At 56.6% G+C, this 25,350-nt stretch carries 12 protein-coding genes; 9 read left to right on the top strand and 3 right to left on the bottom strand.

Annotation, left to right across the window (positions count from 1 at the left end; translation table 11 throughout):
* Nucleotides 1-97: 97 nt before the first annotated feature.
* Nucleotides 98-5,449 (top strand): tandem-95 repeat protein, encoded by a 5,352-nt coding sequence (locus I6N98_RS03005; RefSeq protein WP_198570336.1) that lies wholly within the window; start codon nt 98-100, stop codon nt 5,447-5,449.
* A 136-nt stretch (nt 5,450-5,585) separates the two neighbouring features.
* Here the strand turns inward: I6N98_RS03005 and ggpS are convergent, their stop codons facing one another.
* Nucleotides 5,586-7,865 carry a glucosylglycerol-phosphate synthase gene (gene ggpS, locus I6N98_RS03000; RefSeq protein WP_198570335.1) on the bottom strand — a complete coding sequence of 760 codons (2,280 nt, stop codon included), beginning with the start codon at nt 7,863-7,865 and terminating at the stop codon, nt 5,586-5,588.
* Nucleotides 7,866-8,173: 308 nt separating this feature from the next.
* Here ggpS and doeB2 point away from each other — a divergent pair, with 308 nt between their 5' ends.
* From doeB2 to I6N98_RS02970, 6 genes are all read left to right on the top strand, one after another.
* On the top strand, nt 8,174-9,358 hold the full coding sequence (doeB2, locus tag I6N98_RS02995; protein WP_198570334.1) for a N(2)-acetyl-L-2,4-diaminobutanoate deacetylase DoeB2: 1,185 nt from the start codon (nt 8,174-8,176) through the stop codon (nt 9,356-9,358).
* Between the two features lie 44 nt (nt 9,359-9,402).
* Entirely contained in the window at nt 9,403-10,674 is a 1,272-nt protein-coding gene (locus tag I6N98_RS02990) for an aspartate aminotransferase family protein (RefSeq protein WP_198570333.1), read from the top strand.
* Nucleotides 10,671-11,948 (top strand): ectoine hydrolase, encoded by a 1,278-nt coding sequence (gene doeA, locus I6N98_RS02985; protein WP_198570332.1) that lies wholly within the window; start codon nt 10,671-10,673, stop codon nt 11,946-11,948. The genes I6N98_RS02990 and doeA overlap by 4 nt, the downstream gene beginning before the upstream one ends.
* Before the next feature lie 14 nt (nt 11,949-11,962).
* Entirely contained in the window at nt 11,963-13,324 is a 1,362-nt protein-coding gene (locus I6N98_RS02980; RefSeq protein ID WP_198570331.1) for an NAD-dependent succinate-semialdehyde dehydrogenase, read from the top strand.
* Nucleotides 13,325-13,508: 184 nt separating this feature from the next.
* Nucleotides 13,509-18,035, top strand: coding sequence for a beta strand repeat-containing protein (locus I6N98_RS02975; RefSeq protein WP_198570330.1), 4,527 nt, complete (start codon nt 13,509-13,511; stop codon nt 18,033-18,035).
* A 397-nt stretch (nt 18,036-18,432) separates the two neighbouring features.
* Nucleotides 18,433-19,149, top strand: a complete 717-nt coding sequence (locus I6N98_RS02970) for a hypothetical protein (protein WP_198570329.1) — start codon at nt 18,433-18,435, stop codon at nt 19,147-19,149.
* A gap of 125 nt (nt 19,150-19,274) precedes the next feature.
* Here the strand turns inward: I6N98_RS02970 and I6N98_RS02965 are convergent, their stop codons facing one another.
* Nucleotides 19,275-20,324, bottom strand: coding sequence for a DUF4382 domain-containing protein (locus I6N98_RS02965; RefSeq protein ID WP_198570328.1), 1,050 nt, complete (start codon nt 20,322-20,324; stop codon nt 19,275-19,277).
* Between the two features lie 206 nt (nt 20,325-20,530).
* Between I6N98_RS02965 and I6N98_RS02960 the strand changes: the two genes are divergently transcribed.
* Together I6N98_RS02960 and I6N98_RS02955 are read left to right on the top strand one after the other, a co-directional pair.
* Nucleotides 20,531-21,742: an ATP-binding protein gene (locus tag I6N98_RS02960; RefSeq protein ID WP_198570327.1), complete on the top strand. Its 1,212-nt coding sequence runs from the start codon at nt 20,531-20,533 to the stop codon at nt 21,740-21,742.
* A gap of 12 nt (nt 21,743-21,754) precedes the next feature.
* Nucleotides 21,755-22,297, top strand: coding sequence for a response regulator transcription factor (locus I6N98_RS02955; protein ID WP_198570326.1), 543 nt, complete (start codon nt 21,755-21,757; stop codon nt 22,295-22,297).
* 69 nt (nt 22,298-22,366) lie between these two features.
* Here the strand turns inward: I6N98_RS02955 and I6N98_RS02950 are convergent, their stop codons facing one another.
* Complete coding sequence (locus I6N98_RS02950) at nt 22,367-25,306, bottom strand: choice-of-anchor I family protein (protein ID WP_198570325.1); 2,940 nt, start codon at nt 25,304-25,306, stop codon at nt 22,367-22,369.
* Nucleotides 25,307-25,350 lie beyond the last annotated feature (44 nt).

Below are 25,350 nucleotides of genomic sequence, written 5' to 3'. Positions count from 1 at the left end.
CTTTCAAATTCCCGTCGGGCAAGTAAACTGATAGTCTTTAGGCTAGCCGTATTTTCCACTATAGCGACAGTATCTAGGGATCTGGAGATAAACCAACATGAATCAAGACAACCTGACCACAGTAATAACAAGCCAGGGACACGCACAGGACATTGCGATGTTAGACCAACTCTCCATCCCCGTAGACCAACTTGTTGCCGCTCTCGATGAAGTCGTGACTCGCCCCCTATCGTGGAGGGAGGAAAAAGAGGAAAACGACAAAGAGGCAAAAGACCCTGAGCAGCAAGCCAAACAGCTGGCTGCCGCAGATGTCATCGCCGTAGACATCCCCATGGCGGCCAGCGAAGGCAGCTTGCAGAATATCGATACCAGCTATCAATCCGGCTACTCCGGCTATGACGGTGGCAGCGAGGGACTCCCCCCCGTTGCCGTCTTTGGACTGGGCTTGCTGGCCGTAGTGGGTATCGCGGCCGCACTGAGCGGCGGCGGTGGCAGCAGCAGTAAAGGTGGCGGCAACCCGCCGGTCAACAGCGATCCTATTTTGGACAATATCCAATCGCCGATCGCCACCAACGAAGACCAATCTGTCACCTTTAATGTCTCCAGCAACGACCCTGATGGCGACACCATCCAAACCAACTTCACTGCCAATAACGGCACCGTTAATGCGGTGGCAGGCAACCCCGGTCAGTTCGAATACACACCCAACGCTGACTTTAATGGCACTGATCAAATCACGGTAGAAGTCACCGACGGCAGGGGTGGCTTTGACAGTCAAACTGTTGTGGTCAATGTGGCACCGGTCAACGATGCACCAGAAGCGGCAACGCTTAATTCGCAAACGGCCAATGGGCAGACCGTCATTATCGACGCGACTACCGGCGCTAGCGATCCAGAGGGAGACCCGCTCACCTACCAGTTGAACAGCCAGCCATCTAATGGCTCGGTCAACATTATTGCGGGCAGCCCCGGCCAATATGAGTACATCCCCGATCAAGGTTTTACTGGCACCGACAGCTTCACCGTCACCATCTCTGACGACAACGGCGCCTCAATAAACCGCACCATCCAAGTTCAGGTTGGCGGCAACATTGCTCCAGAGGCCGACGCCGAACAAGACGTCACACTGGCGGAAGACACCCCCACCACCATCGATATTGGTGCCACTGATGCCAATGGCGACACCCTTAGCTATGAGATCACCGCTTCGCCAGACAATGGCAGCGTAGAAAGCACCGGCGTACCTGGCGAGTTTGAATACACGCCAAATGCCAATTTCTTTGGCAGCGATAGCTTTACCGTTACCGTCACTGACGGCAACGGTGGCACAGTCACACAGACAGTCAACCTGACCATTACCGCTGTTAACGACGCACCAGAAGCGGATGCTTTTCAGAATGTCTCTTCTCCAGAGGGCGCCTCGGTCAACATCCAGGTCGATGCCACAGACGTTGAAGGCGACACGCTGAGCTATGCGGTGGTCACCGATGCCGCCAACGGCACCGTCGTCAATAACGGCAACGGCAGCTTTACCTATACCCCTACCGATGGCGACTTTATCGGCCAGGACAGCTTCGAAGTTGAGATCAGTGACGGCAACGGCGGCACAACGACCCAAGAGGTTCGCATCACCGTCAACGCCGACAACGACGCCCCACAAGTGGACGACACCCAGACGGTGTCAACCGAGTCTGCCGCACCAGTGACCATCACAGTAAACGCCACCGACGCCGAAGGCGATCCGTTGAGCTACGGCGCCGGATCGGCCAGCAACGGCAGCGTGGTCCCTGGCAGTACACCTGGCCAGTTTATATACCGTCCGGATGCAGGCTTTGCCGGTGAAGACAGTTTTGAAGTGATCGTCTCCGACGGCAACGGCGGAACCAGCACGCAAACGGTCACTGTGACAGTAGCCGACAGTGAGGGAACCGAATACGACCTAACCCCATTGGCCGGACCCGCGATTGGCCTCACTGACGAAGCAGATATCATTCGCGGTTCTGTCTCAGATACAGGCAGTACGCTCAATGCCGGCGACAGCATCGATGGCCAAGGCGGTTTCGACAGCTTGCAGATCAGCCAATCGGTCGATTTTACCGGGTTCGGTGGCGCCAACCCGCTGTCGCAAGGCAGCTTGAGCAACGTTGAAGGGCTGGAAATCAGTAATACCGCTGGCACCAGCACCACGTTTAACGCGACTGGCGCCAGTGGCCTGGAATATCTGTTCCTGGATGCCAACGATGAGAGCTTTATCTTCGACGCGCTGAGCGACACCGACCTGACCTTTGAGCTGGAAGACGCCGACAGCGTTAACCCAAGCAATATCAGTTCAGCGGTACCCACACTTTCCTATCAGTTGAATTTTGGCACAGACGTCAACGACAACGAAGACGACTCCCTGACCCTCATTCTCAACGATGTTGGCCGTCGCAACGTATCCCAAGGCCGGCCCGACGATGGCGTCGCTGTTATCGCGACAGATATCGAAAACCTGACTATCGTCGCCCAAGGCCAACAGAATTATATTGACTTACTGCCGCTGGCCGACACCAAGTCCATCACCATTGGCGGCGAGGGCGAGCTCGATACACTCACTTTCAACAATGCCTTTAACAATGGTACAGGCGGCGACCAAACCCCTTTCACCAGTCTGAGTAGCGTCAATGCGTCAGCCGCACTAGGTGACCTCACCTTGGCACTGTACTCTCAAACCATGATGAACAGCCTCCGCGCAGGCTTTGGCAACGACATCATCGCAGCGGGGAATAACATACGCTCATCAACCTTCCTCGATGGTGGGGATGGCGAAGATATTTTGATGCTGTCGGGCATCGATGACGTAGCAGGAACTCCCAATGCGACGCTCACGCCCGATATGCGTGGCTTTGAGACTCTGGATTTAGGCCTGGAAAGTAGCGTCGCTACCTTCACCCTTTCGCTCAGTAATACTGAAGGCCTGCAGACCGTTCAGGTTAGTAACAGTAACGGCATCGATGGAGATGCCGGAGCTGTCACCAGTACCACCATCCGGGATCGCGGCGGAGAGGTACTCAATCTAGATTTCCGTGAACTTGCGGGCCAAACCTACAACGGGAATGACAATTTTACAGTTCAGGATTCTGGCGAGCTGACGATTTCAACCATCAGCGGCAACAACAATAGCTCGGGTAGCTTTGCCGACAACGTCACTGCAGTTGCCGCCCCTCATGTTAATTTAGTGATTGGTGCAGACACCACCTACAGCGGCATAGTGACCGCCAATGCTGCGGATAGCGCCAGTATTCAGATTGACGCCGGCGGTGCTATCGACAGTGCCACGCTGTCGGTGACCAGCGCCGAGACTATTGCCATTAACGGCGCAACCGATACCGAAATCCTCGGGCTGAGCCTGTTAGCTGAAAATGTGACCGACCTCAATGTGTCGGGCAGTGCCGTCATTAACGGCTTGGGGGACTCCAACCTTAACAGTATCGAGTCCATTGCATCGACCAGCCTCGGCGGTATGGACCTGACCTTCACCCCAGCCACCGGTGCCCAAGCAGGCATTGGTGCGTTTTCCCAAACCGTGAATGTTGATGCTGAATCTGCTGTTGTTGCGACTGCAGCAGGCCTTGGGCTCAATGTAGATATTGCCGCCTTCCTCACTGGCAACGGCGCCGCAGATATCACCGGCTCCAGTGTGCTCGACAATCAGATCAGCGCAGGAACCGGCCGTAATCAAATTACCGTCGTCACCGGCTCCGGCGATGACCGTGTTACGTTAAATGAGCAGTTCGAGGCCAACGATGGCGCCAATATCAACCTTGATCTTGGCAACGGTGTCGTCGACACCTTGGTACTGACAGCCGCCAGCAACAATATTGAGTCCCTTACTCTGTCGGGTGTTGAGTTTATTGAGTCAGACCCGGCAAACGGTTCACTGGCGCTGGCGGCCTCTGCCGTTAGTGGTCAAACCATTACCTTCACCAACTTCGCCTCTACTGTGTTCCTCGGTACCAGCGGTGAAGACACCATCGATTTAAGCGATATCACCGGCGCCCCCACCACCCGAATCTCTGGCCTGGGCGGCGATGATGTGATCATCGGCACCGATGGCAACGACACCATCATCGGTGGTGGCGGCGCCGACAACATGACCGGCGGCCTGGGTGACAACACTTATGTGTTTACCACCGGCAGTGTTGTGGCGGGTGAAACCATCACCTTTAATAACGCCGGTACCGAGACCTTGCGAGTCAACAGCTCCACTGAGTTCTTTGCGCTGAATAATGGCGCGCGCCTCTCTGCGGTAGACGCGATCACCATCGTTGAAGGACAGACCGCCAGCTTCCTGGTCAACCAGCTCTCCGGCAACGCGGCCCCAGTCGTATCGGGCAATACCGGCGGCGCTGTAGAAACTCTGGAAATTCACGGCACTGACTCCGCGGACACTATCGACCTCGAAGCCCTGCAATTCACTATCTCCAATACTGCACCGGTAATGGTCGCTGTTGACGCCGGCGTTGGCGCTGATACCGTGGCCGGCCGCAACGGCATCGACAACACCTATATCTACAACACCGGTGATGTGGGCACTGGCGAGACCATCGCTTTTGGTGATCTGGACGATACCTTTGTGGTTGAAAGCAGCACCGGCTTCGGCGCCATGAATGGCGGCAACAGCGCCCTGACCGGGCTTGATACGGTAGAGCTCGCTGAAGGCACCACCGCCACGTTCAACGCCGCCCAGTTAGACGGCTTGACTGTCGCAATCAACGGTAGCGGCAACAATGGCGGCGAATCACTGGTGGTCAATGGCGGCAATACCCCAGACACCATCGATATCTCCACCCTCAACGTGGATACCAATGACGTAACCGTAACAGTCAATGCCGGCCAGGATGACGACACCATCATTGGCAGCGGCGCCGATGACATTCTCAATGGCGAGGGTGGCCTGGATAGCATCAGTGGCGGTCTCGGCGCTGACACCATGAGCGGCGGCGCCAACTCCGACACCTTTGTTCACAGCATGGGTGACGGTGTTGGACCGACGGCAACAGCGGATAACGGCGCCAATGGCCTCACCAATGGCGACGAGCTGGGCTTCGGCAACGGTGTCGACACCATCCTCGACTTCGGCAACGGCGATGACCTCATCGACCTGGACATTGGCGGCGCTCAATTGACCAAAGTGCTGGCCTCCCAGGCCTTTGATGTGGACCTGACAGACTTTGGCTTGCAGGACAACGAGTACGTTGTTATCCGCGGTGACTTTGGCGGCACATTAGGCGCTGACGATGTCTTTACCGTCAATGACAGCACCGGCAGTGATCTGCTGCTGGCCTTCGACGCCAATGCCAATAACGATGGCGCAGGAAATCCCGCAATCGACACTGTCGACGTCGAGTTCATTTTGCTCAGCGGCGCCGGTGGCACCGTGATCGACGGCACTGACTTCGTTGTTTAATCTCACCCTAAATACCCTGTAGCGCACACTGCGCTGTGTGCACTACAGGACCACAAAATACAGGACCACAAAAAAGCCCTCCAAACGGAGGGCTTTTTTGTGGTCGAAAGTTGAGCCTTTACGGTGACGAGTAAGACTAGGAAGAAAAATTAACTACGTTGGCCAGCGCGCTTGGTTCGCCTTGCTCCGGTCTGCAATCTTCCACTGCCGTCATAAACTCGTTACTCCACATACCAATATCGTTATGACGCACCACATCCAACGCCTCTTTTAGGCGTCCCCTGGCCTCGTCGCGACTCATGGTTAAGGCCAAATAGCAGCTATTAACCATCTCTTTAGGATCGTGGGGGTTAGCCAGTATTGGGCCACGCAACTCGGCTGCAGCACCAGCAAACTCAGACAGCACCACTACACCGGCACCCTTGGTCTCTCCTTGAGTAGCGATATATTCCTTCACTACAAGATTCAGACCGTCCCGCAAGGGGGTAATCCACATCACATCCGCCATGGCGTAGTAGGCCACCAATTCCTCGAAGGGCAAGGCCCTGAAGAAAAACTGTACCGGCGTCCAGCCCACCTGGGCAAAGCGACCATTGATTCGCCCCACTGCTTGCTCGATCTGAAGCTGCAGCTTGCGGTAAACCGTCATCTCCTGGGCAGCCGGCACGCACACCATCACCAGCGTAACCTTACCGCAAAGCTCGGGATGCTCGTCCAGCAGGGTCTCAAACGCATCGAGCTGCTCGATAATACCCTTGGTATAGTCCAGTCGCCCCACAGATAACATCATCCGAGTACCCGCCAAATCACTGCGCAGGTTTTTCATCAGGTCCTGTACTTTGTCCTGGGCAAGGGCGTTTTCAACCCGCTTTAAATCTAAGCCGACGGGATGGGCCCCCAGACGAATGCGTCGGTCATTAACGGCAATCTCAGCCGACATCTCGTCCAGCCCCACCGCGCAGCCATAGGTAAAGAAGCGCGGTGCGCAGCTGACCTTTTCGGTGACTTCCAGCGGCGTGACACCCCGGGCAACATCGACAAAGTTTTCCGCCTGCCGAGGAATATGAAAGCCGATGTAGTCGCACTGCAACAGGCTGCCGATGATATCCCGGCGCCAGGGCAATACGTTAAATACGTCAGCAGAGGGAAAATAAGTATGGTGGAAGAAGGCGATGGTCACATCGGGCCGCAACTCCCGCAAGTAGGCCGGCACCATCCACAGGTTGTAATCGTGAATCCAGACAACAGCGTTCTCTGCGGCTTCCGCCGCTGCACTCTCGGCAAAACGCCGGTTCACATCGAGAAACACTTGCCAGTGATCATCCCGAAAACTGGCCCGCTCCCAGAAGGTGTGCAAGGTGGGCCAAAAGGCCTCTTTGGAGAACTTCTTGTAGAAGATATCCACATCGCGCTTGCTGAGGGGCACCCTCGCGGCCACCAGGCGGGGATAGCGGCTGGCATCCACCTCAGTATGACTCTCAAAGGCTCCGTATTTGGGGTCGTGAACCGACCACGCCACCCAGGAGCCGGCTTTGCCGTCGGCAAAGAAGCTTAACAGGGTGGGAATGATGCCATTGGGAGAAGATGGCCGGCGGCGTTTCATGACACCGTCCTCAACAACCTCCTCATAGGGCAGGCGGTGATAAACGATGACTAGGTCGGACTTTCCCGGCGCCACTGCCTCCCGCTCTTCTGCAGCCAGGCCCTCCACCCCCAGAAAACCAAAATGATGAATCGCTTCGAGAATGCCGCCACAACCAGGCCGCTCAGCGTGATAGACCCGGGCTTGGCTTTCAGTGGCGGCAATCAAGCCGCGCTCCGACTCGCCCACACAGACCCCGATAAAACCGGCTTCGTACATGGACAGGTCGTTGAGGGTGTCACCCGCTACCATCACGTCTTCGTGGGAAATCCCCAGGTGCTCTACCAAGCCCCGCAAGGTGCTGCCTTTATTGACACTCCTGGGCAGAATATCGAGGTAGCGCTGCGCAGAGTAAAGCAGGTCGCAATCCAAGGTCTCCACAATCGAGGCCAGTTCGGCAGACACCGCGCCCTCACTGCAAAAGAACGACACTCGCCGCTCTTGGGGCACATCCTGGCGCAGCAAGTTGGGTATATGGGCCACGGCCTCCTCAACGACGTGCTCGCCGGGCCAGCGACGGTCAATCTCCGACTGCAAGGGTTGCACCGGTTGCTGGGTGGCGCCGTGCACGACCGTACAGCCGACATCGCAAATAATGTAATCCGGCTCTGGCAAAGTGGGGTCAGACAACAGGGGTAATACCGACTCCAGCCCGCGGCCTGTGACATAGGCCAATTGAATTTCTGGGTGTGCGGCGATCAATTGATAAAGCTTTAAACGCTGCTCGGTCTCTCCGGCCAAAAACGTACCGTCCAAATCCGTCGCTAAAAGCATGACATCCCTCTGGTTGTGAGCGTAGTGTAGGTCATGCAGAGTTTGTGCCGGCCGTTTTACCGGCCTGATTGCCCTACGGGGTGGCCCAATTGGCGTCTGCGCGGTCAAAACGCACCACAAAGGTGCAGAAAATAGAGAACATAAGCTGGATTTACCTGTCACACAAAGGGAAAACAAGTTATTGGAACAACCCTTGCTCATCGTCTAGTCTGTAGAACACTAGACAGGCATGAGCACACACCGCGACCGCTCCCTGATCTCGGGGCGCCTCGCACAAACCGCAAACGACATTAACAACAAGGGGGATCATGCCCGCGCAATGGCAAGACATTGTGGACTCGGCGATCACACTGCGCCGCCAGCTCCATACTTACCCTGAACTCGGCTGGCAGGAACAGCGCACAGCGGAGACAATACGCGACTATCTCAACAAGCACGCTATACGCTGGCGCCCTTGTGCCTCCACCGGCACCGTGGCAACCCTCAACCCCGGAGGCACCGGCAAGCACATTGCACTGCGGGGTGACATCGACGCCCTGCCAATCCGCGAGCAAACCGACAAAGACTGGCGCTCAACCGTAGATGGTTGCATGCACGCCTGCGGCCATGACGGCCACACCGCAACGTTGATGGCAACAGCTCACTGGCTTAAGCAGCGGGAGGACGAGCTACCGGGGCCGGTAACACTGCTGTTTCAACCTGCTGAAGAAGGCGGCCACGGCGCCCGGGAAATGATCGCCGACGGCGCCCTGGAAGGCGTTAACGAAATCTTTGGCTGGCACAACTGGCCCGCTATCCCCTACGGCAAGATGGTGTGCCCCGACGGCATCGTAATGTGCGGCAACGGCACCTTTACCATCAAGGTCATTGGTAAAGGTGGCCACGCCAGTCAGCCGGAATTGTGCCGCGACCCGGTACTGGGTGCCTGCGCCATTAACATCGCCCTACAGCAGGCCGTGAGCCGGCGTCTGCCGCCTCAACAGGCTGCGGTGTTGAGCGTCACCTCCATCGAGGCACCCAGCGCCGCCACCGTGATCCCCAGTGAGGCGATCTTAGGGGGCAGTATTCGCGTGCCCAACGAAACGACCCGCGACACACTCAACACCCTGATCCGGGAAATTTCCCAGCACACCGCAGCCAGCTATGGCCTGGAGTGCGAGGTAGACATCCAGCCGCGCTACCAAGCCACGATTAACCACCCGCAACAGGCACAGCGTTTCCGCCAGCAGTGGCAAACGCTCTACGGCGCCGACAGCGTCGACACCCAACTGCCGACACCAATTATGGCCTCCGAGGATTTCAGCTATTACCTGCGTGAAGTCCCCGGCGCGTTCGCGCTAATTGGTGCCGACGATGGCCAGGGCCACGACGCGCCCTGCCACAACCCGCACTACGACTTTAACGATCGCTTGATTCCCATGGTATGTCGCGCTTACGCCGGCCTGGTCGGCATTCACACACCGGCGTTCGACACCAGCGCGGAATCGGCCTGAACCAAACCTGAAGCACCACGCCTATCCAAGGCTATGGAGGAAGTATGAGTATTTTTGAGCAACGCGAGTCTGAAATCCGAGGCTACTGCCGGGTCTATCCGGTGGTGTTCGACAAAGCCGAGAATGCCCGACAGACCGATGAAAACGGCAAGGAATACGTCGACTTCTTTGCCGGCGCCGGGGTACTGAACTTTGGCCACAACAACGAGCGCATGAAGAAGGCCATGATCGACTACATCCAAAGCAATGGCGTGCTGCACAGTCTGGATTTGCACACCACCGCCAAGCGGCGCTTTATGGAGCGCTTTACCAAGGTCATTCTCGAGCCCCGCAACATGCCCCACAAAATGCAGTTTATGGGCCCCACCGGTACCAATGCGGTGGAAGCCGCGCTGAAAATTGCCCGCCGGGCCACGGGTCGCCGAGAAATCGTGGCGTTTAGTCACGGCTTTCACGGTATGACTCTGGGGGCTTTGGCCTGTACGTCAAATCAGGCCTTCCGCGGCGCTGCCGGCATTCCCCTTGAGCACGTGCGCCACTTGCCCTTCGGCTGCGAGACCAAGTGCGGGGACTGCAAGCTGGGCTGCGGTATCGAGCGACTCGACGAGCTGCGCGCCGCCTACGAGGATGGCTCCAGTGGCCTGCTGCCCCCCGCTGCTTTCCTGGTGGAACCTGTGCAGGCCGAAGGCGGTGTCAATGTCGCCAGTAAAGCCTGGCTTCAGGCGCTGAGCAAACTGGCCAAAGACGTCGGTGCGGTGTTGATCTTTGACGACATTCAGGCCGGCTGTGGACGTACCGGGTCCTACTTCAGCTTTGACGATATGGGTGTCGACCCCGATATCGTCTGCCTGGCCAAGGGCATCGGTGGCATCGGCACGCCGCTGGCAATGAACCTGGTGAAGCCGGAGATCGACAAGCACTGGTCCCCCGGCGAGCACACAGGCACTTTCCGCGGACAGGGCCTCTCTTTTGTCGCCGGCACCGAGGCGCTGAGCTACTTCGAGAACGACGAGCTGATGCAGGATGTAACCCGCAAAACGGCAACGATGCGGGAAGCTGTTGACCCCCTGGGCGATCGCTATACCAGCATTCAAGTGCGCGGCAAGGGCATGATGATTGGCATCGACGTGGGCAGCGGCGAAAAGGCCAAAGCCATTGTCAGTAAATGCTTCGAGAAAGGCCTGCTGGTGTCTGCCTGCGGCAGTGGCGGTCGGGTAGTCAAACTGATTCCTCCGCTGACTATCCCCGACAGTGATCTCAAGTTCGGCTTGGACACACTGGTCGAAACCACTCACCAAGTGATGGAGGCCGCATGAAACAGCGCGATGATATGACCTTTCCTTTCGAGGAATACCAGCGCCGCTTGACTGAGCTGCGCGACCGCATTGCCCAGCGCCGGCTGGATGCCATAGTGATCTCCGACCCGGAGAACATTATGTACCTGACCGACTACCAAACAACCGGTTACTCCTTCTTCCAGGCGCTGGTGGTCCCGCTGGACCAAGAGCCCTTTATGATCACCCGGGCCATGGAGGAATCCAATGTCCACGCCCGTACCTGGGTGGAGCTCACCCGCCCCTACCCCGACACCGGGGATGCGATTCAGATGCTGGTGGATGCACTGCGGGAGTTCGGCCTGGACGACAAGCGCATCGGCTATGAGCGGAACAGCTACTTTTTCCCGGCCTATCAACAGGACCGCATTCACACCACGCTGACAGAGGCCAAGCTGCTGGACTGCTTCGGCATTGTCGAGCAGGGGCGTATCTGCAAATCCCAGGCTGAGATCGAGATCATGCACAAGGCGGCTCGGGCAGCCGAAGAAGGCATGAAGGCAGGGTTGGCAGCCTGCCAGGCCGGCGTGACCGAGAACGAAATCGGTGCCGCAATCAGTGCTGCCATGTTCCGCGCCGGTGGCGAAGCACCGGCGGTCATGCCCTATGTCACCTCCGGCCCCCGTACCATGATTGGTCACGCCACCTGGGAAGGGCGCACCGTGCAACCCGGCGATCACGTGTTTCTCGAGGTGGGTGGCTGCTACCGACGCTACCATACCTGCATGATGCGCACGGCCACTATCGGGCCCCTCAGCGATTCCATGCACCAGGCCCAAGAACGTATGAAGCATGCCCTGGATATGGTCCACGAGAACGTCCAACCCGGCATGACAGTGTCCGATGCCGACAACATGATTCGCAATATCATCTCCGACAACAATGTCGATGCGCGTCTGGTTACCCGCTCAGGCTATTCCATAGGCATTGCCTTCCCACCGAGCTGGGACGAGGGCTATATCGTCAGTCTCAAGCAGGGTGAATCCACGGTGCTGCAGGAAGGCATGACCTTCCACATCATCCCCTGGATGTGGGGCGTGGATGGAGATAAGACCGTGGGTATTTCCGACTCCATCTACATCACTGGAGACGGCTGTAAGTCTTTCTTTAACCTGGACCGGGACTTTACTGTGGTCAACAGCAGCGAGACCGCCAGCAAACCGGTCAAATTGGATAGTGTGAAAACCAAGACCAAAAACCCGGCCGACAAGCCCCCCAAAGACGGCGGCAAAGACGAACAGCGGGATCACGGTTAACTGAGGAGATTTTCATGCTGATAGCAAGAAACCCCATGGACGGCGAGATTCTCTCTGAGACGCCGTCACTCAACTCCGAGCAAATGCACGAACGTATTGGCGACGCCTACCGGGCCTTTGACACCTGGCAGGCTATGCCCATCAGCGAGCGGGCCGAAATCTTACGCGCCGTGGGCGCCGCACTGCGAGCGGACAAACCCCGCCTGGCCGAACTGATGGCCAAAGAGATGGGTAAACCCGTTAAAGAAGGCGGCCCTGAAGTGGAAAAAGGCGCCTGGTGCAGCGAATACTACGCCGAGCACGCCGAAGCCTACCTGGCCCGGGAGGAACTCCCTTCCGATGCCTCACTCAGCTATGTGTGCTACCAACCACTGGGCACCATACTGGGCATACTGCCCTGGAACGCCCCGGTATGGCTGGCTTTCCGCTTTTTGGCGCCGGCGCTAATGGCGGGCAACACCTGCGTAATGAAGCACGACCCCCACGTGCAGGGCACCGCCTCAGCAATTGCTGAGGCCTTTCAAAAGGCCGGCGCGCCGGACAACATCATGGTGAACCTGCCTCTGGCCACGCCAGAAGTGGAACAGGCCATTTGCGACCCCCGTATCAGCGCCGTGTCCTTCACCGGCTCCGACCGGGCCGGCGCCAAGGTGGCCAGTATGGCGGGCTCGGTACTCAAGCCCGTGGTCATGGAATTGGGCGGCTCCGATCCTTTTATTGTGTTGGCCGACGCCGACCTGGACACCGCCGCCGATGTCGCGACGCTATCGCGCATCATCAATGCCGGCCAAAGCTGCATTGCCGCCAAGCGGGTCATCGTGGAAGAGTCGGTCTACGATGTCTTTATCGAGAAAGTGCAAAGCCGGCTGGCCAAACTCAAGCTCGGCGACCCCCTCAAAGGCGACACCGACATTGGCCCCATTGCCCGGGAGGATTTACGTACCAACCTTCACCGCCAGGTCACCGAGACGATTGAGGCCGGCGCCCAATGCCTGCTGGGCGGCGAGCTGCCCGACGGCCCCGGCTACTTCTACCCGGTGACACTGCTTACCGACGTCACAGAAGGGATGTGCGCCTTTCGGGAAGAGACCTTCGGCCCGGTGATGGCGGTGATCCGCGCCACCGACGCCGAGGAAGCGCTGCAACTGGCCAACGAGACCGACTATGGCCTTGGCGCCGGCGTGTGGACGCAAAACGCCGAACTGGCGGAGCAGCTAGCGCTGCGTATCGAAAGTGGCCAGGTCGCCATTAACGGCATCGTCAAAACTGACCCCAGACTGCCCAGTGGCGGCATCAAGCGCTCCGGCTATGGCCGGGAGTTGGGCCCCCACGGCATCAAGGAGTTCGTCAACGCCAAGCAAATTTGGATTAAATAGGCCCTTCCCCCCTGGCCCCCGCCCTAACCGGCGAGGGCCAGCCCTCCTCCCAAATCACGTTCTCGGTAATTTCACAGCTATTGACTTCCATATCTGCACAAAAAACGTAAACTGAGTCTTTGATTATTAAATTCCCTAATAAACTCGCTTACAGAATCAAAATCGCTGTTACATGGAGCGCCACATGAAAAGAACCACCCAAATTGTAGTGGATACAATTTCTGCTCAGGAAGCTGCAGACCACTTAGCCCTGCTGAGTGATAACTTGATGGATGCGGTGGAACTTAAGACCGACCTGTCACAATCCGATTTAGTCGAAAAAGAGCGCGAGAAGGAGGAAAAGGAACTTTCCGACAGCGATAACCAGCCCGCGATTCAGCTCGCATCCGCGGGCGGTATTGTCGACGTGACCAACGCAGCAATGATTGATGTTGGCAGCGAAGTCGAACAACAAACCTACGAGAGTTATGCCGATGAGACCGGCGGCGGTTCTTCCGGCATTTCGCCCTGGCTCGCTATTGGCGGTGGGGTTCTGGCTGTTGCCGGCATTGTCGCTCTCGCGGATAGCGATGATGACGATAACAATAACAACAACGATGACAACAACAATGGCGGCGACCCCGGTGATGGGGACGATGACGACGATACTCCGACACCAAATAACGCGCCTACCCTCGCGTCCGTTCCAGAGCAAACGGTCATTGAGAATGGCGACGTAACATTTACTGTCAACGCCAGCGACGCCGATGGCGACGATTTGGTATTTAGCGCCAGCAGCCCCACTAACGGCACCGTCACCCAAACCATTAGCGGCACGTTCAAATACGAGCCCAACCCGGATTTCAGCGGCAGCGATACCTTTACTGTTTCTGTCAGCGACGGCAGAGGCGGCACGGATATCGTAGCGGTAAATATTACTATCACCCCTGCACCCAACGAGGCACCGGTCTTCGACGACAGTGACGCAGAGGGCAATCGCGAGGTGGCCACAGACGAGAATACTGACGTCATTATCCAACTGAACGCTTCGGATGCTGATGGCGACGACCTGACTTTTGCTCTCGACAGCCAAACGACAGCCAACGGTGGTGAAGTGCGATTCCTGGAAGGGAGCTCCGATAAAGTTGTGTACACTCCCGCCACAAATTATGTCGGCTCTGACACCTTTGATGTCACCGTTAGCGATGGCAATGGTGGTACGGCCACCCAGACGATCAATATGCGGGTAGACATCATCAATACCGCCCCGGTAGCTGAAGATGACACGTTCACGGTCAATGAAGACGTCACTACCGAATTGGACGTACTGGCGAATGACAGCGATTCCGACAACACCCTCGACGGCACCAGCATTACTCTGCTGACCGATGTGAGCAATGGCACGCTGACCTACAACAACGACGGTACTTTCAGCTACACTCCGGACGCTGAATATAGTGGCAGCGATAGCTTCACTTATACGCTGACCGACCCCAATGGCGCTTCTGATACCGCAACGGCCAGCATTACGGTTGAAGCCGTAAACGACGCCCCAGTTGCGGTGGATGATGCTTTAACCATTGACGAAGACAGTGGGACCTCAACACTCGACGTTCTCGCCAATGATAGCGATGTGGACAACACTCTCGACGGCACCAGCATTACTCTGCTGACCGATGTGAGCAATGGCACGCTGACCTACAACAATGACGGCACTTTCAGCTATACCCCGGACGCCGACTTCAATGGTAACGACAGCTTCGTCTACACCCTGGCAGACTCCGATGGCGCCTCCGATACCGCAACGGCCACCATTACCGTTGAAGCCGTTAACGACGCCCCAGTTGCAGTTGATGATGCATTGACCATTGACGAGGACAGCGGAGCATCAACTCTGGACGTACTCGCCAATGATAGTGATGTGGACAACTCTCTCGAAGGCACAAACATCACACTGCTGACAGGGGTGAGCAACGGCACACTGGTGTATAACGGCGACGGCACATTCGACTACATACCGGACGCAGAATTTAGTGGCAGCGATAGCTTCACTTATACGCTGACCGACCCCAATGGCGCTTCCGATACTGCCACCGTATCCATCACTGTTGATGCGGTCAACGACGCGCCAGTCAACACTATGCCGGCCGACCAAACCTCTGACAAAAACACAGACCTCGACATCCCCGGTCTTAGCGTTGCCGATATTGATGTCGGTAGTGGCGACATTACCGTTACCCTAGAAGTGAGCAATGGCACACTCAGTGTCGGCGGCACGGCCACCCTCACAAACAACAATACTGGCTCTGTTACGCTTTTTGGTTCGCTTGCCGCCGTCAACAGCAGCTTGGCCGACGTAACCTATACTCCCAGCACCGGTTTCACGGGTGACGACACCCTCACCGTGACCACTGACGACGGCGGCAACACCGGCGCCGGCGGCGCGCAAACCGATGTGGACTCTATCACCATCACCGTCACCGATACTGCCGCCATTATCGCCGGCAACCTGACTGGCTCTGTTACCGAAGACGACCCAAGCAATACCGCTTCAGGTAACCTGACTGCCACTGACCCGGATGGTGGTGACGAGGTATTCCAAGCGCAAACCGGCACCGAGGGCACCTACGGTAGCTTCGATCTCGGCGAAGATGGCTCCTGGACTTACACCCTCGACAATACCGACCCTGACACTGACGCGCTAAAAGAAGGCCAGGTAGCAGAAGACTCCTTCTCAATTCAGACTGCCGACGGCACTACAGAAACCGTCACTGTCTCCGTCACCGGCGCCAATGACGCACCGGTGGCCCAAAACGACGAAGCCACAGTTGACGAAGATAATAGCGTCAACATCAGCGTTATCGACAATGACGAGGATCCAGAGGGCGAGCTGGCAAACAGCACATTTGCCGTTGAAACGGGTCCGTCAAATGGTGAGGTCACCAACAACGATGATGGCACCTTTACCTATACCCCCGATGCGAACTTTAATGGTAGTGACAGTTTCACCTACTCAATTACTGACCCTGATGGCGGCGTGGACACCGCAACCGTCGATATTACGATCAACCCGGTTGCCGACCCTATTGCTCTGGCGCCACAAAATTACTACCTCATAGATGGCTCTGCGCCACAGACTGTTAGCATTGATGTTGAGAACCCGGATGCCACCGGCACCCTGACCTATACCGTGCTGGACAACCCGCAATTTGGCAGCTTGACGACCTCAACCTCCGACAACGAGTATGTCTATACTCCCGACGCAGGATTTATTGGTCGCGATACCATCAGAGTTCGGGTGACCAATGGCGAGTCCGATCCAGTATTCCAGGTCATCAATATCTTTGTTGATGAAGACATCATCAATGGAGTGATCCTCGATGCCGCCGACGAAGAGCAGAATGGATCGAGTGGCGATGACCGATACTATGGCGTGCTCGGTGACAGCAGCGACAATGACGCGCTGAACCTTACCACCTTTACCACCGGCGATTCGATTTTCGCAAGCTTGGGCACAGACACTCTGTTTCTTGACATTTCCGCCCACGCCGGCGGATTGGACGATACAGACTTTGCTGGAACGCTCTCAAACCTGGAGATTCTCAAACTTGGCCAAGGAGACAACCTGGTATCGCTGGGAACAAACGCTGAAGTTGCTGGCATTCGCACCGTAATAGGCAATAGCGGCAATGATACTCTTGATGTCAGCGACTATACGCTGAGCGACGAAGGTGTCGAGTTAGTCGGCGGCGACGGCGACGATACACTGATCGGTGGTCAAGGCGAAGACTATCTTGACGGCGGCCTGGGTAATGACACGCTGAAGGGAACAGACGTCAATCAGGATACCTTCGTTATATCCAGCGGTCAGGATATCGTAGAAGACCTTAATACCAATGATATTTTGCTCGTTGCCAGCGGCGCGTCTGTAGAGGCAACTGTGTTATTTGATTTTATCGCTACAGGCGACACCGCCAACGAGGGCTCAGCAACGATACTCCTCGGCACCGCCTCAGAAGTCGACCTGTCGCTGGCAGGCGGCCCGAACGGCTACACAGTCGAGGCCGGTGACACCGCCAGCTCACTGACAGGGTCTGCTTTTGACGACGTACTTCGCGGCGGAATTGAAAGTGATATTCTGGACGGCGGCGACGGCAATGACCTACTGGTAGGCGGTGATGGCGATGACGACATAACAGCCGGGGATGGCCTGGATATCATCGGCGGTCTGCTTGGCAATGACGACATTACGCTAAATGCCGACGCGGTACTGGATGAAGTCCATTTCCGTACGGGAGATGGCAGCGACACCGTTACTGGGTTCGAAGTTACTGCTGATGGCATCTTCTTCCTAGACGGCGATGGCAGCAACGGTTCAGTGGCGTTTACTAAGGATGACAGCGCCGACGGTGCCGCAGGCACGCTCTTTACGGCAGGTGATACCGACGACTACGAGGAGTTTGCAGTGGCGGCAGACTTTACCGCCAACGCCAACGGGCTCAGCGATGCGGTAGCCTTGTTGGACGACCCCGCCCTAACTGATGATTTGCTTGACGCGCTTACCAGCTCAGCCACAAATACGTACTTGGTTGTGGAGAACGCCACTACAAGCCAGGTACAAATCCTGTTCGACGACGACTGGAGCAGCGCGGGAGATTACGAGGTCGTGGCAACCTTTACCGATCTAGCTGACACTTCAGGCCTGGATGTAACCAACTTCGGTATTTACTAAGCCAGCAGTACTCACTCATCCAGCGACTAAAACCTGTCGCTATTTGAGGCCCTAACACAAGCCCCTGCCATGCAGGGGCTTTTTTTATTCCCTCAAATCGCCCAACAAAGTCCTCCAATAGAGAAAACACCACAATCCAATAATAAAGATGCAAACTTACAAAAATAGCGCCTTATTTTTCTTTAAATAACAGTACTTTATTTAAAATAAATATTTTCATTCTCTATCTATAACGCCTAGATTCAGCTGCCTTTTTTTCCATAGAGTCTGTCGCCGTACGATCACCGATCGTACAGTGCTACCAAAAACCACCGGGCTAAGAAAAAGCATGTATCCCCAAAAAAAATAACTCTGGGATATCTCTTTAAGCCCGACATAAAACAAAGGAACTATGGAAATGAACTACATCAAATCTGCTGCATTCGCAGCTCTCATTGCTTCCAGCGCCTTTACCTCTGCAACATGGGCGGAATCGTCTAAATTCTCTGCGGCGACAAGTGACCACGTTCTCCTTCAGGGGATGCAAACTGACTACACCACTGTATTAAGCACAGACATCCGCTCTCCCAGTCAGAAAGACTTGTTCGTCCAAGTATCCATGGAATGTGGCCTTTACACGCAAACACTGGTGTCTTCGCTGTTCGGGGAACTTGACCAAAGCCAGGCCGAAGCCGTAGTGCGCGCACGGGTTATCCTGGATCCAGGCACTGCTAGTGAGCAGCTGGCTTTCCCAGGTGAAATTACACTCTGTGCTCGTAACCAGGAGATGAGCGCCAGCTTCGCCGGCATTTGCGAAGACGACAACAACGACGGCATCGTCAACTATGATGAGTGCGATGAGAGTGAGGAACTGGGACTTGCTATGACGCCCCTGAAGGCCAGTGCGTTTAACTTTGTTCTTGCAAACCTACGCTCTGGCGAACACACCGTGGCAGTACAAGCCAAAATCGATTCATCCACCTCGTTTGACTCTGGCACGGCAACGGCGTCTGCTATTGTAGGTAATGGCACCCTTGCGGCGGAAGAAGTGCGCATGGTTAAGAGCGCAGAAGTGCAGGAAGACCCCGCCGGCTCAGGCAGCGATACCTGGCTGGACTTTATGGATCTGTTCTAGGTTGATCCGAATAGAAACAAAAAGGGGGCGCCACAATGGCGCCCCCTTTTTTTGTCGCCGCGTTTGCAAGGTCCTTAGCAACGGTCCGTACATAGCTAAAGTCATTGGCGACCTCACGCCTCAGGCTAAGTGCCTTCTTCCGGCTCTTTCGGCACCTCTGGCACAGTGGAGAAGTCTACCGTCGCTGTTCCACCCGCTTCGACGGTGGTGTACTTCACTTCTGTGTAGGGAATATCGTCGTCGGTCGCGGGATCATCGCCTTTGGCATTGCAGCTGTAAGCCAGGCTATAGCCTTCTTCATTCGCCCGAACAAAGCCGATTTCATAGCGCAAGGTCGCACTATCCTCGTCAAACACGACGTTTGCAGTGGTTACCGGTCTCTCGCCCGCCGCGTCCTGCACATCGTCGCTGCCACTTTCAATGCCTGGGTCGTAGACATCGTCGGGCTCCGCCGAGCCTTCTGCGGTAAGGTCGCCTTCATAGAGATAGACGCTGCCAAAGTAGTCGGCATCTGTCTCAACACAAGCCAGGCTGTCCGGAATAGCACTATCGACAGTACCCGTGATGGTGCCCACTTCAACATTGTCGACCAGTCGCATGGCGGGCCGCAGCAGGTAGTAGTCCGAATTAGCCGGTTTGGTTAAGCCCTTGCGCAACACAAAGTCGATAGTGAAATCTGCCTCACTACCGGCGGCAATCGTAAAGCCGGTATTCAACTGCAAAAAGCGGGGGTTGCCATTGCCGTTGCCGTTTTGCTGACCGGGAATAAACAGATCCAGTTTGTTACCGACCTCGGGCTGTACTTCTGAGTCCGGAATACCACCGTCGACATAGAGGCGCACCCATTGATACTCACCCGGTTCGACTTCGATATCGTTAACAATCGGCGCCGCAGCATTGCCAGTCAGCGCCAACAGATTGTCAATCACCACAGGTTCATCCAAGCTCACACTGATCGGATCACCCTGGGCAGGCTTGAGGTCCAAGCGGCTGAAGGTAACTTTGATGGATTCGACATCGTCCACAGGGGCATCGGTTACCGCAAAGGAGGCCGTCGTGGAGCCACTACCGCCGCCGGAGCTTCCGTCTCCGCCGCAACCAGCCAGCAGGGAAACCCCCACCACACTGCTGAGTAGTACGCCGTATTTAACGGAGTAACGAGGGTAATTCGCCATGATTCTCTCCTCTGACTTTAAATAGCTATTTTTCTCATCGTCTTACACTGGACAACATCTGCGCCGAGGAGTTCGCCTACGGCCCCACTGTGGCAATTTGTCGCATTCGGCAGCGGGGGTTCCCGGCGCTATACTGATGCATTTGGGATCTACTTTTGCAGCCTAACCTAGCCAACTCGCGCCGATTGTGTGCCATCCGCGCTCTTGTGCTGACAGGACAAGTCGTCGCCTGCGGCTATGCATCGCTTGCACTGGGCTGGATGCTACCGCTGGTGACGCTGTCGCTGCTGTTCTCGGCGCTGGCGGTCTTTACGCTGTTTTGCTGGTGGCGCAGCTACCAAGCCTGGCCAGTCACCGATGCTGAATTGTTTGTACAGCTGTGCGTGGATATCGTCGCCTTCAGTGCGGTGATCTTTTTCTCTGGCGGCGCCAACAACCCCTTTATCTCCTACTTGCTTGTGCCACTGTGCATATCAGCGGCAACGCTACCGTGGCTGTATACCTGGCTGCTGGGGGCACTCAGTCTAGGCGCCTACAGCCTGTTGCTGTTCTTTTATGTACCGCTGGCAGCCCTGTCTCCCCACCAGGGCCACGGCGGCGCCCTAAACATTCATATCCTCGGGATGTGGGTCAACTTTGTCGTCAGCGCCCTGCTGATCAGCTATTTCGTCTTTAAAATGGCCAGTACGCTGCGACAGCGGGAAAGTGAACTGGCCCTAGTCAGGGAAAGGCAATTGCAGGACGATCAGCTCCTGGCCGTCGCCAGCCTGGCCGCCGGCACCGCCCACGAACTTGGCACGCCGCTGTCCACTGTCGAAGTCATCGTAGAAGACCTCCGAGACACCCTCTCCGACGCGGAAAGCCGAGAGGACCTGGAGGCGATAGCGGCGCAAATCAGCCAGTGCAAGGCGATTCTCAGCAACCTGGTCAGCACCGCTCGGGACCTCAACAGCGGGCAGGTTAGCACCTGTAGCGTCCCGCAGTTGATAGATAACGCCGTGGAGCGCTGGCAGGTGACCCGCCCCGAGTGCCAAGACTTTAAACTGGCCATCAGCTCAGAGGCGGCCGAGCTTGAGGTGGCGCTGGATGGCACAGTAGTGCAAGCGATACTCAATCTGTTGAATAACGCCGCCGACGTCAGCCCCCAGCAAGTTTCTCTAAACGCCACCCTCGACAGCGACCAGCTGACAATCACGGTGAGCGACCGCGGACCGGGGCTGCCTCACCACGCCGACAAGGGCGTGGTAAAACCCTTTGTGAGCACTAAGGGCGACGGTCGGGGGCTGGGGCTATTTCTCAGTAACGCCACCGCAGACCGCTACGGCGGCACGCTATACTGGCAGGCGAGGGACGGTGGCGGCAGCCATGTCACCCTGGCGCTGCCGCTGGAGCGAATCGCCGTAAAGTCAGCGAAATAGGAAGGGCTCGCCATGGAGCAAGTAGATTTTCTGGTGGTCGACGACGACCCGGCCTTCGGCACCGCTCTGAAACGCTCACTGGAGCGCAAGGGCTTCTCGGTGATCGTGGCGGTAAGCATCGACCAGGCACTGTCGCTGTGCGAGCGCTACCAGCCGAAGAAAGCCGTGATTGACTTAAAGCTGGAAAAGCAAAGCGGGCTGACATTGATCCCCGAATTGCGACAGCGCTTCGCCGATGTTCGCATGCTAATGCTAACCGGCTACTCCAGTATCGCCACCGCAGTGGATGCCATTAAGCTGGGGGCCGACAATTATCTGCAAAAACCCGCCGGCACCCGCGCCATTATTGAAGCCCTGGACAGCGCCGCCAAACCGGCGACAATCACTAGCGAAGAGCCAGAGATCGCAGCCCCTTCGCTGCAACGATTCACCTGGGAGCATATCCAGCAGGCTCTAAAAGACAACGATGGCAATATCTCTGCCACCGCACGACAGCTGGGCATGCACCGGCGCACGCTACAGCGCAAGCTGCAAAAGCGCCCGGTGAAATCCTGATACTGCCCGGTGAAACTCTGATATTGGTAGGCGGCCGACATTAACATCGGCCGCCCCCTGGACTGGCCCTTACTGGGTGGTGCTATTGCCGGCATCCAGCTCAAAGATACGCACGTTGCCGGATTGCTCGTTGCCCACCGCGATATAGCCCTGACCATCAATGGTGAATCCTGCGATGCCTTCTGGGCCAACATCCCCACTGTCCTGGGCAGTAAAGTCGCGATTATTCACATACTGCACAAACTGCACGCCGTAAGGATTGCTGACGTCATAAATCATCAGGCCGCCGGCACGCTCAAGGGTAATAAAGGCATAGACACGGCCCAAGCTGGCCACCAGGCTCAGGCCTTCCGGCTCGGCGCCCTTCTCGTCGCTGGCGGTATCCACATCGTTAAAATTGAAACCGAGCTGCGCTTCCGTCACCCGGGCAATATCTGATCCGGAGTCGTAGATTAGATTGCCCTGCTCGTCCCAAATGGCGAAGGAACGACCACCAAAGGCGGTGATCACATCGATGTCGTTATCACCGTCGCTATCGCCACTTTGGTTAGATACCGTTAAACGCCCCAGCGCATTGTTATCAGCCGCATCGCTGGCGCTGGGGTTATTGTTATCGATATCCGGACCGTTGACACCATCCAGTTCAAAGGCACGCTGCTGCTCGCTAAAACCGCTGTAATCTCTGGCCTCACCCTCATTGGCGGTAACAAAGTAGTTGTCGCCCTGGTATTGGTAGGCGCCAATGCCGTCAGGTTGATACATCCCCGCCACGCCTGGCCAGGTTTTTAGATCCACCACGCCATCGTCGTTAACATCCAGCTCATTGCCTTTGCGGCCGAAATCTTTAGTACCCAGCGCCACAATCCGCTCAACGCTGAGTTCTCCCAGGTCCAGCACCGCGACGGCGTTGTTTTCCTGCAGGCCGACAAACACGGTGTTGTTATCCAGCCCCACAGAGATAGTTTCCGGCTCCAAGTCTTCTGCCACGGTTGCTCCAGGGCCGTAAATCCGCACCCCGGCCGGCAACTCCGCCGCCCGGCTGGCGCCGACATTAAAATCAGCAAAGTCGATGGTGCTGACCGTTGCACTGGCAATGCCATCGCTAAAATTGATCACCGTGACACTGCCCTCGGGATCGACACTGTAGTCATCGCTGGGCTGACCTTCATTAGCCACCAGCAGGGTGGTGGAAATCTGATCAAACACAGCCATATTTGGCCCGGCACCCACAGTAAAGGCGTCAACGAGGCTCAGATCGTCGAGATCGTAGAAGGCGACAAAACCTGAGCTCTGCGGATTACTGTTTTCCACCGTCACCGCCACGTACTGCAAGCCCACCACTGCATGGGTCACCGCGCCCGGGGTAATCCCCAAGCTGCTGCCAGCAGCGGCAATATCCAGCTCGCCATTTTGCACAGGTAATTGTGGGTCGGTAACGTCTACCACATCGACACTGGCACGCTGGGCATTTACCACGAACAATCGCGAATTGCTGGTATCCGCAGCCACCACCTTCGCAGCGCCACTTCCAAACACGGTGTCGTTACGAATAAAACTGGCGGAGTTGTTGTAGTCTACCGAGGGTGTTACCGGCGCCGCGTTGGCAATAATCAGTGGCCCCAAGGGCAAAATCGCAATGCGACTGCGCTCCCCGCCGATGCCGTAATTGTTGTCGTTAGTCACCGCAGCGAAGTTGGCATCCAGCAGCGCCAAGCCTTCGATGCGCTCACCGAGGGGATCAATATTCAGCGGCAGGGTTTTGCTGAGACTATCAAAGCCCAGTTGCTTGGGAACAAAGGGCACACCGTCAACCAGGTACTGCTGCTCAAGGGTCTCTCCGCCACCGAACTGGGAGTCCCATTGAGAGCCCAAGATGTTCACCGCATTGGCGAGATTGATGCGGTAGACCTTGCTGACATTACGGGCCTGCTCCACCACCGCCAGGTAGTCTTCACCAATCGCCACTGCCTCATTGACAGTAATGTCGCTTTGAGACAGAAATTCTCCGTTCTCCACATCCCCGGCGCCATCGAAAAGGGTGCCAAACTGAGAGGGCGTATCCAGGCGATAAAGGTACTCACCGTCGATATCGACAATATCTCCGGTCTCAGCGTTGAGTGAAAACTTGAGAATGCGAACAATGCGGCCCGCTTCAAAATCCGCCACGGCGGGATTAGCCAGCGGACTCTGCATGACAGCGTACAGCGAGGTATTGTCTGGCGACACTGCCAAGGCCTCAAACCCCCGGTGCAACTGCCGTTTTGCAAAGATACCCGGGATAAGGTCATCGGACACCGGGTAGCTCACGCCAGCAAAAGAGCTGGTACTGCCGTTGGGCATATGGCGGCGCAGCACGCGCCCGTCGCTGTCCACCAGCATCAAACTGGGGCCGTACTCTTCCGCCACCCAGAAGCGGCCATTGTCCAGCTGCACCAGCGCTTCGGGGTCAATGCCGTTGGCATCCTGGGACATCTGGTTGCCCGAGTGATCAAAGGCCGTTTCACTGGTGGCATTGTTATAGGGGTTGGGGAGGCCGTTCAAAGGCTGGCCATTGCTGCCCACCAGCGGGATCGACGCCATCTTGCTCAGGGTCAGCTCGGTGCCGACACCGCTGATTTGCCATTGAATGATCTGGGGATTGAAATCGGGGATGGCAAAGATCGACCCCGGTGCACTGCAGAACCCGGGCACACCCAGCACTTCGGCACTGTCCTCGCAGGGGATAGTCGGCCCTCGGTCAGTAATGGTGTAGAAAATGTCGCCCTCGTCGGCACGGGGCCCAGGTCGATCATTGGCCGAGCGAAACGCACCGCTGCCCACCGCCAAGGTCAAATCCAGCGTTGGCCCATTGGCAAAGGACACCGATCCCAGGGACTCATCAACGTAAAATTGGCGCGGATTGAGCTCGAATTTGGTTCGGCGGGAAGAGTTACTGTCCCCACTACAGGCAGACAGGAACAGGGCGCCCGCGGTAATCGCGCCGACAAGAATTACACTGGGTTGCTTCATCAATGGCATCTCAAAATTATTAGCGTGTGGGGGCGGGCCCGTCG

Origin of the sequence: Spongiibacter nanhainus, from assembly GCF_016132545.1 — a bacterium.
GTDB classification, from domain to species: Bacteria; Pseudomonadota; Gammaproteobacteria; order Pseudomonadales; family Spongiibacteraceae; genus Spongiibacter; species Spongiibacter nanhainus.
The sequence above is the reverse complement of the archived record's forward strand: the minus strand, read 5'-3'. Positions and strand labels throughout refer to the sequence as shown.